This is a genomic window from Janthinobacterium sp. GW821-FHT03C08, from assembly GCF_059420905.1.
In genome coordinates this window covers 1-14,051 of sequence record NZ_JBWKUP010000021.1, presented here as the reverse complement: position 1 = coordinate 14,051, position 14,051 = coordinate 1, and the positions used below count along the sequence as shown (strand labels likewise).

Sequence of the window (14,051 nt, the reverse complement as noted above, 5' to 3'; positions counted from 1 at the left end):
CACAGCGGGGCACTGGTGCGTGGGAGGGGGCACGGCGCGTGGCGGGTGGGGCGCCGAGTGACGCCGCGGGTGAGCAGGGCAGCAGGCGTCCACGCGGCAAACGGATGGGAGGGCGGTACATGTGCACGGCATGGCGGAGGATGATGGCATGGTGGTGCGGCTGCGGATGGCAGTCCCGGCTGGCGCGCGGGCAGGCGCATGCGCTGGCGTACAGGCAGGTGCGCAGTCCGCCGTGCAGGGAGCCCTGGCAACCCCGGCAGCGGCTTGCGTTGCCGCGCCTGCCCAGTCCCGCCGGCCTGGCTGCCGGTGGCACTTCCGCCATGCCCGGCTTCAGCCTGATCGAACTGCTGGTCGCGCTGGCCATCGCGGGCCTGCTGCTGGCGCTGGCCGTGCCCGCCTATCATGGCCATGTCGTGCGGGCCAAGCGGGTGCAGGGCCAGGCAAGCCTGCTGCGGCTGATGCAGCAGCAGGAGCGCTATTACTCGCAAAACAACCGCTACCTGGCGTTTTCCGCCGCGTCGGACCCGTCGCAGGCGCAGCAGTTTCCCTGGTGGTCCGGCGACGGTCCGGCCGCCAGCGCCTATGAAATCGAGGCGCTGGCCTGTCCGGCGTCGACGATCGGGCAATGCGTGCTGCTGCGCGCCTTGCCGGGCACGCCGAAAGTGGATGTCCGCTTTCACGATCCCGAGTGCGGCGTCCTGTCGCTGGACAGCACGGGCCAGCGCGGCAGCAGCGGCCCGGCCAGTCATTGCTGGCCCTAGCCATGCACAGCCCGCTTCCCATCAGCAGGGCCGGCATGGGCGCACACGGTGCCGGGTGGCGGCGTGCAAGCGTCCCCTGCCGCGCCCCGCCGCCCCGCCGGCCGCCATGGGGCACGGGACTGACCTTGCTGGAAATGCTGGCGGTCCTGGCGATCGCGGCGCTGCTGGCGGCCGCTGCCTTGCCCAGCCTGCAGCAGGTGCTGGCGCGCCAGCAGGTGCGCGCGGTGGCCACGGACCTGTTTTCCGCCATCGAATTGACGCGGGCGCAGGCGATGGCGCGGGGGCGGCGCGTGCTGCTGGTGCCGGCCGGCCCCGGCGGCATGGACTGGCGCATGGGCTGGCTGGTCTTCATCGACCGGAATGCCAACCTGGCCTACGATGGCGACGACGAGCTGCTGTTCCGCCAGGGACCGCTGCCGGCCGGCATCACGGTCCAGTTCGCGTTTTCGTCCGCCACGGCACCGTTGTATATCGCCTACAATGGCGCAGGACGCAGTTGCAGCGCTACCAACAGCCTGGCGGCGCGCTGGGGCACCTTGTCCCTCGCTTTGGGAAAACAGGTGCGCCATATTAAAATCAACATGCTGGGCAGGGTGCGCGTGTGTGACCCGCAGCAGCAGGCGGCCAATTGCAGCGGCGTGGCCGACGGCTAGGATGGGCGCGGTGAACCCTGCGTGTCGCTCCGTGCGTGTTGATGTGCATCAAGCTCGCGCCGATGGCCGATGGCCGATGGTGATGGCCGCTGCCGCTGCCATGCCGTTCCGGCGCGGGTAGCCGGGCTTTTTTGACGGGCATCCTGGCCACACCGTGCAAGGCCATGGCGCGTCGAGGCGGTGGCCGGCGGCGTCCGCGCGCCGGTTGCGGCGGCGCCGGCAGAGATGCGGGACAGGTTGACAAAGCGCGCCGTGCAGTCCGTGGCGCTGCACCCACCCTTTTTAATGACTCACCTTCAAGCGATTAAGCCTGTGGAAATACTCAATGATATCGATGGCATGCGCCTGGCGCTGGAATGGGCGGCGCGGGGCTTGTACACGACCTCGCCCAATCCCCGCATCGGCTGCGTGATCGTCAGGGATGGCCAGGTGATCGGCGCCGGCGTGACGCAGGCGGCGGGGCAGGATCATGCCGAAGTGCAGGCGCTGGCGAATGCGGCCGCGCGCGGCAACGACGTGCGCGGCGCCACGGCCTACGTCACCCTGGAGCCGTGCAATCACCATGGCCGCACGCCGCCGTGCTCGGACGCGCTCGTGCGCGCGGGGCTGGGGCGCGTCGTGGCCGCCATGACGGACCCGAACCCGCTGGTGGCGGGGCAGGGGCTGGCCAAGCTGGAAGCGGCCGGCATCGCCGTCACGACGGGCGTGCTGGCGGACGAGGCGTATGAAATGAATATCGGCTTCTTTTCGCGCATGCAGCGCGGCAAGCCGTGGGTGCGCATGAAAACGGCGGCCAGCCTGGACGGCATGACGGCCCTGCACAATGGCCAGAGCCAGTGGATCACGGGGCCGCAGGCGCGCGCCGACGGCCACGCCTGGCGCGCGCGCGCCTGCGCCATCCTGACAGGCATCGGCACGGTCAAGGCGGACGATCCGCAACTGAACGTGCGCGCCGTCGAGACGCCGCGCCAGCCGCGCCGCATCGTCATCGACAGCCGCCTCGACATCAGCCTCGATGCGCGCATCCTGCAAGGGGGCGGCACGTGGATCGTGGCGGCCGTCGCCAACCCGGAGAAAGAGGCGCAGCTGCAGGCGCTGGGCGCGGAAGTCATCCTGTTGCCGAACGCGGCCGGCAAGGTGGACCTGGCCGCGCTGATGCTGGAACTGGGACGCCGGCAAATCAATGAAGTCCACGTCGAGGCCGGCTCCAAGCTGAACGGCTCGCTGATCCGCGAAGGCTGCGTCGATGAATTGCTCGTGTACCTGGCGCCCACCTTGCTGGGCGACGCGCAAGGCATGTTTGCCTTGCCGGCATTGACGGATCTCAAGCAGCAGCGCACTTTGCAATTTCACCAGGTTCAGCAAGTGGGCGAAGATTTGCGTATCCTTGCAAGATTCGCCCAGCGCAATTAAAACGCCTAACAAAACCGTAGCGAGCGGAAGAAGGCTCGGCGCCCCCGTTGGCCCGAGGAGCGCAGCTGTACGAAGTACGGGGCCGCCGAGGCAGTGAGCATCGTAGGCCGCAAATGACGACGCACAGCAGGTTTTGACAGGCGTTTTTAATACTTTCACACTTTTTATAGGGTTAGTTCGATGTTTACAGGAATTGTTGCCGCCATTGGCAAAATTGAAACCGTGCAGCCGCTTGACGGCGGCCTCGACGCAGGCGTGCGCCTGACCATCCATGCAGGCGGCTTGCCGCTGGCCGACGTGGCCCTGGGCGATTCGATCGCCATCAATGGCGCCTGCATGACGGTGGTGGACAAGTCGGACACGGGTTTTGCCGTCGATGTCTCGCGCGAAAGCCTCAATTGCACCGTGGGCCTCGATACGCCCACGGAAGTGAACCTGGAAAAGGCCCTGACCCTGGCCGAGCGCCTGGGCGGCCACCTCGTGTCCGGCCACGTCGACGGCCTGGGCATCGTGCGCAAGTTCGAAGCCGTGGGCGAATCGTGGGAACTGGTCATCGAAGCGCCGCACGCGCTGGCGAAATACCTGGCCTTCAAGGGTTCCGTCGTCGTCAACGGCGTGTCGCTGACCGTCAACCGCGTGGAAGACCTGGGCGCGGGCGCCATCGATGGCTGCCGCTTCTCGATCAACCTGATCCCGCACACGATCGCCATGACGACCCTGAAGCACCTGACGGTTGGTGGCAAGGTCAACCTGGAGATCGACCTGATCGCCCGCTATGTCGAGCGCATGCTGTCGCTCGACAGCAAGGCTGCCGCCTAAGACGCGCTTGCCGCACCCCGCCGGACCGCCCCGCATGCGCATGCGGCGGGCGCTCCGGCGCATCCCTTCCCGATTGTATAGAGTCGCCAGATTCCAGGCGTGTGTTGCTTTTCCCCCGGACGCGCATACTATGAAGTTTTCCGCAGTGGAGGAAAACCATGGAGCCGATTTCGCGCGCCACCTTGCCCAATGTCATACCGGCCACGCCCCGCGTGGGCGAAACAGCGCCGCTGTCGCCAGCCGCGCCCGTACCCGCTGCCGGCGCCGCGGCTGCCATTCCCCTGCTGTCGTCGACCCAGGTCGACCTCTCCCCGCTGGGCCAGTTTTTGTCCGGCGTGGCCCTGTCGCGCCGGCAACTGCTGGCCTTGCAGGGCGCCACGGAGCAGGCTGGCGCGGCCGCTGCCCCCGTGAATGTCCATGACGACTTGCTGGCGCTGGCGCGGCAGCTGACGGAATCGTTCGCCCAGCTGCAAACGAGCGGCATCGACGCCAGCCAGCTGGCGACGGCGGGCGACACGCCGGGCAGCCTGGCGCAGCGCTACGACCTGCTGTCGGGCGACGGCACTACCAATGCGGCCGCCGCGCTGGCGCAGGACGGCAGCCTGCTGACGCAGGCGGGACTGGCCCGCATCGGCATCGACTTGCGCAACGAGGACGTGGATGCCGCTACCTTGCAGGCGGCTTATGCGGCCGACAGCGTTGCCACCCTGGATGCCTTGCAGCAGGGAACGGACGTGCTGGCGCAGGTGGGGGCCGTGCTGGCCCGGCAGCAGGGCGTGCCGGTGGCGGCCGTTGTCGAGGCGGACCTGGCCGGCGAGGCGGTCCCTGCGGCTGCCGCGCTGGCAGTGCAGGTGGCGGCCGTGGCGCGAGGGGAAGCGCCGCAAACGGCGGCTATTGCACAGAGGCAACTCGAACTGCAGCAGCAACTGGAAGCGGAAGAGCTGAACCTGGACTTGCAGGGGCTGCGGCCCCAGGCGCCGGCACGGCAGGCGGCCGATGCGCCGGAGTCGCTGCAGGCGCAGCAGGCCGACAGCCAGCGCGCGGACGCCCTGCGCCAGGGCAGTGCCGGCCTCGATGCGGACCTGCAGGCCCGGCAGCAGGAAGCGGCGCGGGTGGAAGAGTTGCGGCAAGGACAAGTGCAGCAGATGGGCTTGCAGCAGCAGGCGCAGGCGGCGGCAGATGATGCGGCACGGGCGCAACTGGCGGCCAGCGACGCGCAACTGGCGGCCCAGGCGGCGGCCGACCGGGCGCAATCGCTGGCGCGCGCAGCGCAGGTGCAGGCCGATGCGGGCGTGGCGGACACTGCGCAAGCCCAGCTGGCGCAGCAAAATGCGCAGGCGCAAGCGCTGGCCGCGCAAAACGCGGGCCAGGCCGTGCCGCCGCCGTCGTCGCAAGACCCGTCCGTGGCGGCCGCCATCGCCGCCTATAACCTGAACAACGCAGCCCTGAATCCCGGCCTGATGAACCGCCCCTTGCCGGCCAGCGCCTCGCAAGCGCCCCTGGTGGCGCCCGTCGCGCCGGTGGAGCCCGTCAAGCCCGTGCCGAAGATCTAGAACGCGGGACACGAGTTGCCGCGCGCCGCCACTGGCTGCCTGCCACGCTCACTGTCCCGGCGTGCCTTGGTGTCCCTGTGCCAGGCCCGTTTTCCAGGCTAGCGGCGGCGCCAGGCCTGCCTTCCGCCCGCCAGGGCCGGCCCTGCCACAGGCTGCATGCCCGCCGGGACAGGCCGGTGGCGGGGGGCGTCACGGCAGCAGGGTGGCGTCCAGCGTGATATTTGCTTTCAGTAATTTCGACACGGGGCAGCCGGCTTTGGCCTTGCCCGTGAGTTCCTCGAACTTCGCCTGGTCGGCGCCGGGTATCTTCGCCTTCAGGATCAGGTGGACGGCAGTGATGGCAAAGCCGTCATCGACCTTGTCGAGGGTCACGTCGGCCGTTGTTTCCATCTTTTCCGCCGTCAGGCCCGCTTCGCCAAGGATCAGCGACAGGGCCATGGTGAAGCAGCCCGCGTGGGCGGCGCCGATCAATTCCTCGGGATTGGTGCCCGGCTTGCCTTCGAAGCGGCTGGCAAAGCCGTAGGGATATGCCTGCAAGGCGCCGCTGCGCGTGCTGATGGCGCCCTTGCCATCCTTGATGCCGCCTGACCAGATGGCCGATCCGTTGGTTTTCATGCTGCCGCTCCTGTGTGGGAATAATGCGAAACAAGCGCCCGCTGCGGCGGGAACCGCGGGGCGCGGAGAATGACCAAGTGTGCTGACCCGCTCATCTTATGCTCTTCGCCAGGCGGGCGGCGCGCGTTTTGCCGCGCCGTTTGCGCTGGAACGAGGAATCGGCGTTTTGTGGCCCGGCGGCGGTGTCTGTTGTGGCGGCGCTGTCTTATTTCAGGTCTGCAAGCGCTAAATCCTTTAAAATAGCAGGTTATAAGAAAATTCCCGGAAATTCGCGGAATATTCGCGCTTGATGTTTCAGTTTCAGTTTTTAGTTTCATTAACAACGCCTGGCAATACCGACGCGCAGCAGGTTGGGCCAGGCGTCATACGAGGATGAATAATGTCTATATCCAGCACCGAAGAGATCGTCGCTGAATTGCGCGCCGGCCGCATGGTGATACTGGTCGATGAAGAAGACCGGGAAAATGAAGGCGATCTGGTGCTTGCCGCCGATTTCGTGACGCCGGAAGCCATCAATTTCATGATCACGCATGCGCGTGGCCTGGTCTGCCTGACCCTGACGGAAGAGCGTTGCGACGAGCTGAACCTGTCGATGATGACGTCGCGCAACGGCACGGCCTATGGCACCAATTTCACCGTGTCCATCGAGGCGGCCGAAGGCGTGACGACGGGCATTTCCGCCGCCGACCGCGCCAAGACCATCCAGGTGGCCGTGGCCAAGGGCACGCAGCCCAGCGATATCGTCCAGCCCGGCCATATCTTCCCCCTGAAAGCGCAAAAGGGCGGCGTGCTGATGCGCGCAGGCCATACGGAAGCCGGCTGCGATCTGACGGCCATGGCCGGCCTGACGCCCGCGTCCGTGATTTGCGAAATCATGAAGGACGACGGCACCATGGCGCGCCTGCCGGACTTGCTGGTGTTTGCCGAGCAGCATGGCCTGAAAATTGGCACGATTGCCGACCTGATCCATTACCGCAGCCAGACGGAGTCCCTGGTCGAGCGCGTTGCCGAGCGTACCCTGCACACGGCGCACGGCGAATTCCGTTTGATCGCCTTCCGCGACAAGCCCAGCGCGTCGGCCCACCTGGCCCTCGTGCATGGCGACCTGGCCCCCGGCCTGGAAGCGCTGGTGCGCGTGCACCAACCCGTTTCCCTGCTGGACGTGCTGGAAAGCGAAGCGACCACCCACTCGTGGACGGTGGCCGCCTCGATGGCCGCCATCAAGCAGGCCGAGCGGGGCGTGATGGTCTTGCTGAACTGCGGCGAGACGTCGAGCGAGCTGTTTGCCCAGTTCGCCGCGCTGGACACGCCGCAAGCCAAGCCGAAGGGCCGCGCCGCCAGCATGGACCTGCGCAGCTACGGCATCGGCGCGCAAATCCTGCGCGACCTGGGCGTGAGCAAGATGCAATTGCTGGCCAGCCCCCGCAAGATGCCGTCGATGGTCGGTTTCGACCTGGAAGTCACGGGTTTTCAGTGCCATCCTGGCCAGGACGCCTAACCAAATCTACTGCGCGTCGCGATTTGCGGCCTGCGATGCTCACTGTACTATTCGTACAGTTGCGCTTCTCGACCACAACTCGCTGCCGCTCGCTACGATTTTGTCAGGCGTCGATGTAAGAGTAAACGATGGCGGCATGTGCATGCCGCCCTGAACCACCAGATTAAAGAGGCATATGATGACCGTAGGAACGTATGAAACCAATTTTGCCGGCGAAGGTTTGCGCGTCGGTATCGTCCAGGCACGATTCAATGAAATCGTCGGTGGTGGCTTGCTGTCGGCATGCCTGGAAGAGTTGAGCAAGCTGGGCGTGGCCGATGAAGATATCCTGCACGTGACCGTGCCGGGCGCCCTGGAAATCCCGCTGATTCTGCAAAAAATGGCAGAAACCGAGCAATTCGACGCCCTGATCGCACTGGGCGCCGTGATTCGCGGTGAAACCTACCACTTCGAGCTGGTATCGAACGAATCGGGCGCGGGCATCACGCGCGTCGGTCTCGATTACGGCATCCCCATCGCCAACGCCGTGTTGACGACGGAAAACGACGAGCAGGCGGAAGTGCGCATGCTCGTCAAGGGAGCCGAAGCGGCACGCGTGGCAGTGGAAATGGCTAATTTAGCGCAAGCGCTAGAAGAGTTGCAAGAATCCGAGGAGGACTAGCCGTGTAGTGAACGTCCGATAAAACGCCCATAGCTGCGTTGCAAGCCCTCGCCGTACATTCGTACTGTCTTCGGGCTCGCGCCTTGCTCTGAGCATTTTCTCGAACGTTCTGACACGCGGTTGGCTGCGGCGCGTTGAAAAGCGCGCCGTGCTGTCTCGCCGGAATTTGTAGTGAACACGTACTTAAGAACAGGTAACAATCATGACTGAGAAAAATTTGCTCGCCAATCCCAGCAAGAACCGCACGCCGCGTCACCGCGCGCGCGAGTTTGCGCTGCAGGGCTTGTACCAGTGGCTGCTGAACAATGAAGACGCGACCACCGTCGTGAACAATATTCGCGCCGCGCATGGCTTCGACAAGGCCGATGGCGATCATTTCACGGTGCTGCTGTACGGCGCCATCAAGGACTCGCTGGCGCTGCGCGACAGCATGGCTCCCTTGATCGACCGCAATATCGCGGAACTGTCGCCCATCGAACACGGCATCCTGCTGATCGGCGCGTTCGAGCTGAAGAACAACATGGAAATCCCGTACCGCGTCGTCATCAACGAAGCGGTCGAGCTGGCCAAGTCGTTCGGCGGCATCGATGGCCACAAGTACGTGAATGGCGTGCTGGACAAGCTGGCAGTGAAATTCCGCGAGGAAGAAGTCAACGCCAGCAAGCGCAAGTAATATATAGGTACACGTATAGGTACACGTCCGGCGCCGCGCCGCAGGGATGCGGAAAGGGCAGGCTGAAAAGCCTGCCCTTTTTGTTTGTGCGGCGGGCGGACTTGCCGCCGTGGCACCGCTTTGGGCCGTAATGGGCCAAGGCGGGCTGCGCCGCCGGCTGGCAGCATGCGCCCATGCAGCGCAACCAGGCTGCCGGACAAAAAAAAGCCACCGCACGCAAAGTGCCGGTGGCTTTTTTCCGGATGCCCCTGTGAGGGCTTTTAAAGGGTCACAGGCCGGCGATCTCGTTGTGAGGCAATACTTTGATGGTGATGCCGCTTTCCGCGGCAGGGGCCTTGGCTGGCGCCGGCGTGTTCGATGCCATCACCGGGGTGCTGGTCGGCACGCGCTGGCCGGCGGACACTTGCTTCAGGCGGCGGTATTCGGCCAGCACGCGCGAGCCGTAGCCCGAGTCGGTGGCGAAGTTGGCGGCGCCCACGTAGGTTTTCAAGCCCGCTTCGACGGAACCCCCACGCGTGACGTAGTCCTTCAGGATCAGGGAGCCGACGCGGATGTTGGCGACCGGGTTCAGGGCCGCTTGCACGCCGCCCATTTCCTGGAAGCGCTCATGGTGCACTTTCGACATGACCTGCATCAAGCCCTGCGCGCCGACGGGGCTTTCCGCGAACGGGTTCAGGCCCGATTCGATGGCCATCACGGCCAGGATCAGCAGGGGGTCGAGCTTGATTTCACGGGCCGTCAGGTAAGCCGTCGAGACGAGCATATTGGTCGCGTCGTTGGCCACGCGGTAGCGCTTGGAGAGCCAGTCCGTCACCCATTGCTGCTGCTTTTGCGTGCCCAGCAGGGCTTTTTCTTCCTTCGTCAGCGGCACGTCCTTGACGGCGGCCGTCTGCACGGAAGCAGGCGCTTCCATCAGTGCCGACAGGGCCGGCGCTTCGACGGCCTGCGCTTCTGCCATGGGCAGCGGGAACAGGCTGTGCGTCAGTTGCTTGCCCAGGTCAGGGCGGAACATCAGCAGGGCGATCAGTACCAGGGCGGAAATGCCGAAGACTGTCAGCGTGTGTTGTGCGGTGGTCAAGACACCACGTGCCGAAATGGCTTGTGCGCGGGCGCGCAAACGCGCCAGTGCTGGCTGGCCAGCCACGGTTGAAGCAGGTAATGCTGCTTCGGTGCTACGATGAGTCATAGAGTTCCCCGAAATGTCGCGTCAACAGGCAGTCCCTCCGCGGTGTCGCGGTGTCGTGGGTACTGCCAATGCCGTGCATCAGAAATATCATCGTTTCCGCCGCGTATGGATGCGTGCGAGAAACGCCGTCATTGCTTGCTTGAGCTGATCGGTCCGCATTGGTATTGGATCAGTCGCAATACAACTTTTACCGGGGGTAAGGCAGACGCCTTTTGAAAACACTCCTTAAAATGTCATGTGGAGCCCCGACTCCGTGAATGAGAGAGAGACGCTAAAATCAAGCCCTGGGCCGGCGTCCTCTTTCAAGTTGGGCGAATTGTAGAAGCCGTTTTATATCAAGTCAATACTAACGAATCGATCCTTTATTACTTTTATGTCTTACTTTTTGACTTGCATTGTGCCAAAAGCCAATAAAATCAATTACTTGGCATAGATCCTTCAGCAACGGCGTCCGACGTCAAAAAAAATTAAAAACACATGAAATATTCAGATTTGCGAGATTTTATTTCTCAACTGCAACAAATGGGTGAACTTAAGCCCATTTCGACGCCCATTTCGCCGTATTTGGAGATGACGGAGGTGTGCGACCGCACCCTGCGCGCGGGCGGACCGGCCTTGCTGTTCAACAATCCGACGGGGCACACGATGCCCGTGCTGGGCAATCTGTTCGGGACGACGCGCCGCGTGGCGCTGGGCATGGGGGCGGAAGATGTCGGCGAACTGCGCAAGATCGGCCATGTGCTGGCGCGCCTGAAGGAGCCGGAACCGCCGAAGGATTTCAAGGACTTGCTGGGCCTGGGCTCGCTGGTGAAATCCGTGTGGGACATGTCGCCGAAGGAGCTGCGCGGCGCCAAGTGCCAGGAAATCGTCTGGGAAGGCAATGACGTCGACCTGGCGCGCCTGCCCATCCAGCATTGCTGGCCCGGCGACGTTGCCCCCTTGATCACGTGGGGCCTGGTGATCACCAAGGGCCCGAACAAGAAGCGGCAAAACCTGGGCATCTACCGCCAGCAAGTGCTGGGACGTAACAAGGTCATCATGCGCTGGCTGGCGCACCGGGGCGGGGCGCTGGACTTCCGCGAACACGCCATCCAGAGCAAGGGCAAGCCGTATCCGATCGCCGTCGCGCTCGGTGCCGATCCCGCTACTATATTAGGCGCCGTCACGCCGGTGCCGGACAGCCTGTCCGAATACCAGTTCGCCGGCTTGCTGCGCGGCAGCCGCACGGAGCTGGTGAAAGCCATCGGCAGCGAGCTGCGCGTGCCCGCGTCCGCTGAAATCGTGCTCGAAGGCCATATCTACCCGGACGAAAACCATCCGAGCGGCTACGAGCACGCGCTGGAAGGGCCGTATGGCGACCACACGGGCTACTATAATGAGCAGGACAGTTTCCCCGTGTTTACCATCGACCGCATCACCATGCGCCGCGACCCCATCTACCACTCCACGTACACGGGCAAGCCGCCCGACGAGCCGGCCGTGCTGGGCCTGGCCCTGAACGAAGTGTTCGTGCCCCTGCTGCAAAAGCAGTTCAGCGAAATCACGGACTTTTATCTGCCGCCCGAAGGCTGCAGCTACCGCATGGCCGTGGTGCAGATTAAGAAGCAGTATGCGGGCCACGCCAAGCGGGTGATGTTCGGCGTGTGGAGTTTCCTGCGCCAGTTCATGTATACCAAGTTCATCGTCGTCGTCGACGAGGACGTGAATATCCGCGACTGGAAGGAGGTCATCTGGGCCATCACCACGCGCGTCGACCCCATCCGCGACACGACCCTGGTCGACAACACGCCGATCGACTACCTGGACTTCGCCTCGCCGGTCAGCGGCCTGGGCAGCAAGATGGGCATCGACGCGACGAATAAATGGCCGGGCGAAACGACGCGCGAGTGGGGCACGGTGATCGCCATGACGCCGGAAGTGAAGGCCAGGGTGGATGGCATCTGGCAAGAGCTGGGCTTGTAGGGCCAGCCCAAGAGCCGATGCCGGGGTCGCACCCTGAGGATGCGACCCCGGATTTCGCCGTTGGGATACTCTGGTTTTTGCGCAACTTCCCCAATCTTGCGCAGACCGGTTATAATTGTCCCCGGCGGGCCCCTGCGCATCGTGGCATGGCTAACCTGGTCAGGTCGGGAACGAAGCAGCCACGGCTATTAACCATGAGTGCCGCAGATCAGGCTCGCCTCCTTCGGGAAACAATATAAAAGCTGCCACGGGCAGCTTTTTTTGTTTCCGCCCTGCGGCCATTACTCGTCGCTCAGTTCCGCCTCGACGGGCCGCTCGCTGGCGAGCATGGCCGGATTGTCCTTCAGCAGGGTGGCGTCTGGTTTCAGCGCGATCTGGTGCTGCGCATCCGTCGTCCATACTTTGTTGCCTACCGTTAACTGTGCCGGCTTGCCGAACTTGAATACCACCGATTTGACCGTGGGCGCGAACATGCTCAGCGCGCCCGCCATCTTCTTGATGGCTAGGTTCATCTGCGCCACGCTGCCCATGACGGCCGCATAGTTCCATTGCAGGCCATCGGGCAGGGCCGTGGTGGCCGTCAGGCTGACCTTGGATTTTTCTCCCTTGGGCAGGCTCGTCATGATCTGCGTGTCGTCGCTGAGCCAGGCGGGATTCGGCACCAGGGCCATGCGGTAGTCCGGCGACAGGGCTGGCAGGGGCAGGCGCTCGTTGCCTTTGACGGCCGTCAGGATTACGTCGGATGGCTTGTAGCTCTTGTTGTCCGGCTTGATGGTGATAAACAGGCGCAGCTTGTCGCGCTCGGCGGCAGGCAGGGCGTAGAATTTGTCGATGCGCAAGTCTTCGATCAGTTTCTTGTACGGTACCCATTCGCGCTCGCCGGCATGGGCGCACAGAGGCAACAGGAGCAGGGGAAGCAGGATGAAATTTTTCATTTTTATCAAGTTAAAGGAAAAGCAAATTCTATGCTGGCCGTGCGGATTTCGCCAATCCCGGCGCAGCTTGTTACAATTGTTCTTTTATTGCCTCTGTGCTGCACCTGACGCCGCTTTTCCGGGCTGGCGCAGGATAGGCCCTTCGCACCCGCTATCTACGGTAAAATCTCAGCATGTCCTATCAAGTCCTCGCCCGTAAATACCGCCCCAAGAATTTCGAGACGCTCGTCGGCCAGGAGCACGTCGTGCGCGCGCTCACGCATGCGCTGCACAGTGGCCGATTGCATCACGCCTACCTGTTCACGGGCACGCGCGGCGTCGGCAAGACGACCCTGTCGCGCATCCTGGCCAAGTCGCTCAACTGCATTGGCCCCGATGGCACGGGCGGCATCACGGCCCAGCCTTGCGGCGTGTGCGAAGCGTGCACGGCGATCGATGCGGGACGCTTCGTCGACTATATCGAGATGGATGCGGCGTCGAACCGGGGCGTCGATGAAATGGCGCAGCTGCTGGAGCAGGCGGTCTACGCGCCCAGCAATGCGCGCTTCAAGGTCTACATGATCGACGAGGTGCACATGCTGACGAACCACGCGTTCAATTCCATGCTCAAAACCCTGGAAGAGCCGCCCGAGCACGTGAAGTTCATCCTGGCCACGACGGACCCGCAAAAGATACCCGTCACCGTGCTGTCGCGCTGCCTGCAGTTCAACCTCAAGCAGATGCCGCCCGGCCACATCATCAGCCACCTGGACAATATCCTGGGACAGGAAGGCATTGCCTTCGAACAGCCGGCCTTGCGCCTGCTGGCCCAGGGCGCCCACGGTTCCATGCGCGACGCGCTGTCGCTGACGGACCAGGCCATCGCGTATGCGGCCGGCGAAGTCACGCTCGACGCCGTGCAAGGCATGCTGGGCGCGCTCGACCAATCGTATCTGGTGCGCCTGCTCGACGCGCTGACGCAGCAGGATGGCGCCGATCTCCTGGCCGTGGCCGACGAGATGGCCTCGCGCAGCCTGTCGTACAACGGCGCCCTGCAAGACCTGGGCACCTTGCTGCACCGCATTGCGCTGGCGCAAACCGTGCCCGCTGCCTTGCCGCAGGATTTGCCCGAATACGCGGACATCGTGCGCCTGGCCGCCGCCTTCGACGCGGAAGAAGTGCAGCTGTTTTACCAGATCGCCGTGCATGGCCGCAATGAACTGGGCCTGGCGCCCGACGAATACGCGGGCTTTACCATGACCCTGCTGCGCATGCTGGCCTTTCGGCCCGGCATAGGCGGCGCCGAAGGCGTGCCGGCTGCGGCGCCCGCGTCGGCTCCGGGC

Annotated in this window: 13 protein-coding genes and 1 other RNA gene; 11 read left to right on the top strand and 3 right to left on the bottom strand. The window is 64.1% G+C overall.

Features of this window, described 5'->3' with window-relative positions:
• Positions 1-320 precede the first annotated feature (320 nt).
• From AC07VL_RS24505 to AC07VL_RS24485, 5 genes are all read left to right on the top strand, one after another.
• A complete protein-coding gene (locus AC07VL_RS24505) occupies positions 321-761 on the top strand; it encodes a type IV pilin protein (protein WP_494808143.1) in 441 nt (146 codons plus the stop codon).
• A 35-nt stretch (positions 762-796) separates the two neighbouring features.
• Positions 797-1,414, top strand: coding sequence for a GspH/FimT family pseudopilin (locus AC07VL_RS24500; RefSeq protein WP_494808142.1), 618 nt, complete (start codon positions 797-799; stop codon positions 1,412-1,414).
• A gap of 339 nt (positions 1,415-1,753) precedes the next feature.
• The gene (gene ribD, locus AC07VL_RS24495; RefSeq protein WP_494808214.1) at positions 1,754-2,827 is read left to right on the top strand and encodes a bifunctional diaminohydroxyphosphoribosylaminopyrimidine deaminase/5-amino-6-(5-phosphoribosylamino)uracil reductase RibD; all 1,074 of its coding nucleotides are present in this window, start codon (positions 1,754-1,756) and stop codon (positions 2,825-2,827) included.
• 180 nt (positions 2,828-3,007) lie between these two features.
• Positions 3,008-3,646 (top strand): riboflavin synthase, encoded by a 639-nt coding sequence (locus tag AC07VL_RS24490; protein WP_494808141.1) that lies wholly within the window; start codon positions 3,008-3,010, stop codon positions 3,644-3,646.
• Between the two features lie 158 nt (positions 3,647-3,804).
• A complete protein-coding gene (locus tag AC07VL_RS24485; RefSeq protein ID WP_494808140.1) occupies positions 3,805-5,199 on the top strand; it encodes a hypothetical protein in 1,395 nt (464 codons plus the stop codon).
• Between the two features lie 189 nt (positions 5,200-5,388).
• On the opposite strand, the gene AC07VL_RS24480 is transcribed toward AC07VL_RS24485, so the two are convergent.
• A complete protein-coding gene (locus AC07VL_RS24480) occupies positions 5,389-5,814 on the bottom strand; it encodes an OsmC family protein (protein WP_494808139.1) in 426 nt (141 codons plus the stop codon).
• A 379-nt stretch (positions 5,815-6,193) separates the two neighbouring features.
• Between AC07VL_RS24480 and ribBA the strand changes: the two genes are divergently transcribed.
• The 3 genes from ribBA to nusB all read left to right on the top strand — a co-directional run bounded on the left by ribBA (position 6,194) and on the right by nusB (position 8,646).
• Positions 6,194-7,312 carry a bifunctional 3,4-dihydroxy-2-butanone-4-phosphate synthase/GTP cyclohydrolase II gene (ribBA, locus tag AC07VL_RS24475; protein WP_086146059.1) on the top strand — a complete coding sequence of 373 codons (1,119 nt, stop codon included), beginning with the start codon at positions 6,194-6,196 and terminating at the stop codon, positions 7,310-7,312.
• Positions 7,313-7,490: 178 nt separating this feature from the next.
• A complete protein-coding gene (gene ribH, locus AC07VL_RS24470; RefSeq protein ID WP_070219579.1) occupies positions 7,491-7,973 on the top strand; it encodes a 6,7-dimethyl-8-ribityllumazine synthase in 483 nt (160 codons plus the stop codon).
• Between the two features lie 202 nt (positions 7,974-8,175).
• Positions 8,176-8,646, top strand: coding sequence for a transcription antitermination factor NusB (gene nusB / locus AC07VL_RS24465; protein ID WP_215405451.1), 471 nt, complete (start codon positions 8,176-8,178; stop codon positions 8,644-8,646).
• Positions 8,647-8,914: 268 nt separating this feature from the next.
• On the opposite strand, the gene AC07VL_RS24460 is transcribed toward nusB, so the two are convergent.
• The gene (locus AC07VL_RS24460) at positions 8,915-9,832 is read right to left on the bottom strand and encodes a transglycosylase SLT domain-containing protein (RefSeq protein ID WP_494808138.1); all 918 of its coding nucleotides are present in this window, start codon (positions 9,830-9,832) and stop codon (positions 8,915-8,917) included.
• Positions 9,833-10,309: 477 nt separating this feature from the next.
• Between AC07VL_RS24460 and ubiD the strand changes: the two genes are divergently transcribed.
• Positions 10,310-11,794: a 4-hydroxy-3-polyprenylbenzoate decarboxylase gene (gene ubiD, locus AC07VL_RS24455; RefSeq protein ID WP_494808137.1), complete on the top strand. Its 1,485-nt coding sequence runs from the start codon at positions 10,310-10,312 to the stop codon at positions 11,792-11,794.
• Between the two features lie 123 nt (positions 11,795-11,917).
• Positions 11,918-12,016: signal recognition particle sRNA small type (gene ffs / locus AC07VL_RS24450), an RNA gene on the top strand.
• Positions 12,017-12,075: 59 nt separating this feature from the next.
• Here the strand turns inward: ffs and AC07VL_RS24445 are convergent.
• The gene (locus AC07VL_RS24445) at positions 12,076-12,729 is read right to left on the bottom strand and encodes a hypothetical protein (protein WP_494808136.1); all 654 of its coding nucleotides are present in this window, start codon (positions 12,727-12,729) and stop codon (positions 12,076-12,078) included.
• A gap of 173 nt (positions 12,730-12,902) precedes the next feature.
• On the opposite strand from AC07VL_RS24445, the gene dnaX reads away from it, so the two are divergent.
• Positions 12,903-14,051, top strand: a 1,149-nt coding sequence (gene dnaX / locus AC07VL_RS24440) for a DNA polymerase III subunit gamma/tau (protein ID WP_494808135.1), incomplete at its 3' end; no start/stop codon positions are given.